Annotated in this window: 2 protein-coding genes; both read left to right on the forward strand. The window is 60.6% G+C overall.

The window, feature by feature from the left end; all coding sequences use genetic code 11:
• Positions 1–23 precede the first annotated feature (23 nt).
• Positions 24–986, forward strand: coding sequence for a sialic acid TRAP transporter substrate-binding protein SiaP (locus WA989_RS11535; protein ID WP_424340648.1), 963 nt, complete (start codon positions 24–26; stop codon positions 984–986).
• The coding region (locus WA989_RS11540; RefSeq protein WP_424340649.1) for a TRAP transporter small permease at positions 983–1,501 on the forward strand (519 nt) is incomplete at its 3' end. The genes WA989_RS11535 and WA989_RS11540, both read left to right, overlap by 4 nt.

The following is a 1,501-nucleotide window of genomic DNA, read 5'->3' on the forward strand; positions in this document are numbered from 1 at the left end:
GAACATAAGAAGGGGAGGGAAAAATGGGGAAGATCGTCACCGCACTCGCCGTGGCCGTAATCGCGTTCGCCGGAACGGCGCGAGCCGATGACTTCGTGTTCGCACACATTTTGCCGGACACGCATTCGCATCACAAATGGACGATGTGGGCCGCCGAGCAGATCGCCGAACGGACGAACGGGCGGCACATGCTTGAAGTGTTTCCGGGTGCACAGCTTGGCAGCGAAACCGAATTGAACGAAGGTCTCGCCCTCGGCACGGTCGACATGATCTACACCGGCAATGCTTTTGCGGGTCGTAGCTATGGTCCGATCGCGCTGGCCAGCGCTCCGTTTGTCTTCCGGGATTTTGCCCACTGGCAGGCTTATGCCACGAGTGATTTCTTCGATGACATGGCAGATGGGTACCAGGAAGCGACAGGCAATGTGCCTCTGGCGACCATCTATGCGGGCGAGCGCCACGTGACAGCCAATCGCCCCGTCACGTCGCCCGCCGACATGGAGGGCATGAAGATCCGGGTGCCGGACGCTCCTCTTCTCAGGATGTTCCCGAGCGCTGTAGGCGCAAATCCAACGCCGATCGCGTTCGCTGAAGTCTATCTTGCCCTGCAGCAGGGTGTCGTCGATGCGCAGGAGAACCCGTTGCCCACCATTCAGGCAATGAAGTTCTACGAGGTCCAGTCCGATATCAGCTTGACCGGTCACATCGTCGACGCGCAGCTCGCCATCATATCCGGTCCCGCTTGGTCGCGACTATCGGATGAAGACAAGGCCATCTTCCAGGAGGTGTTCAGGGAGGCGACCGCAAAGGGCAGCCTGGATATCCGCGAGCAGGAGCAGGCGCTGATCGGCTGGTTCCGCGATGAGGGAATCGCCGTGAACGAGGTCGATCGCCGCCCGTTCGCGGAGGCTGTCGCCAAGGTGATCAACGGCCCGGACGCCACATGGACGCCTGAGCAATTCGACAGCTTGCAAGCGGTCGAATGACACCAGACTTCGACGGTTCGGATTTGTCTATCCCAGCGGCGGACGACGAGGACATGCGCATCGCACTGATGCGCCTGTCCGTCGAGGAATTACTGGCGCTGCTCCTCATGGTCTTCCTGTGTCTCCTGGTTTTCGCACAGTTCGCGCTGCGATATCTCACGAACTACTCCATTCCCTGGGGAGAGGAAGGGGCTCGGGCGCTGCTGATCCTGATCGTGTTCGCCGGGACGTCAGCGGCGGTCCATCGCAAAGCACATATCGCGGCGGACCTCTGGGAGGCCCGAGCCTCGACGCCGCGAGCGCTGATTAGTCTGAGGAATGCCATCTGCGCTCTATTCTTCGGCTATTCCGGTTGGCTGGCGTGGGAGGCGGCGAACCGTGTCTGGTTAAGCTCGATGGCCAGCTTACCCATCTCGCGAGGCTGGATTTTCCTCTTTGTCGCAATCTTCATGGGGATGGCGGCCCTGCGTGCGGCCGTTCATCTTTTTGCGGGGGTGCGGGAAAAGGAAGCTGCC

This window comes from Henriciella sp., from assembly GCF_049649345.1.
Classification (GTDB): Bacteria; Pseudomonadota; Alphaproteobacteria; order Caulobacterales; family Hyphomonadaceae; genus Henriciella.

Bases quoted from the DNA above. Each gene is read 5' to 3' on its own strand.
- WA989_RS11535 (WP_424340648.1), top strand. From the start codon at position 24: ATGGGGAAGATCGTCACCGCACTCGCCGTGGCCGTAATCGCGTTCGCC.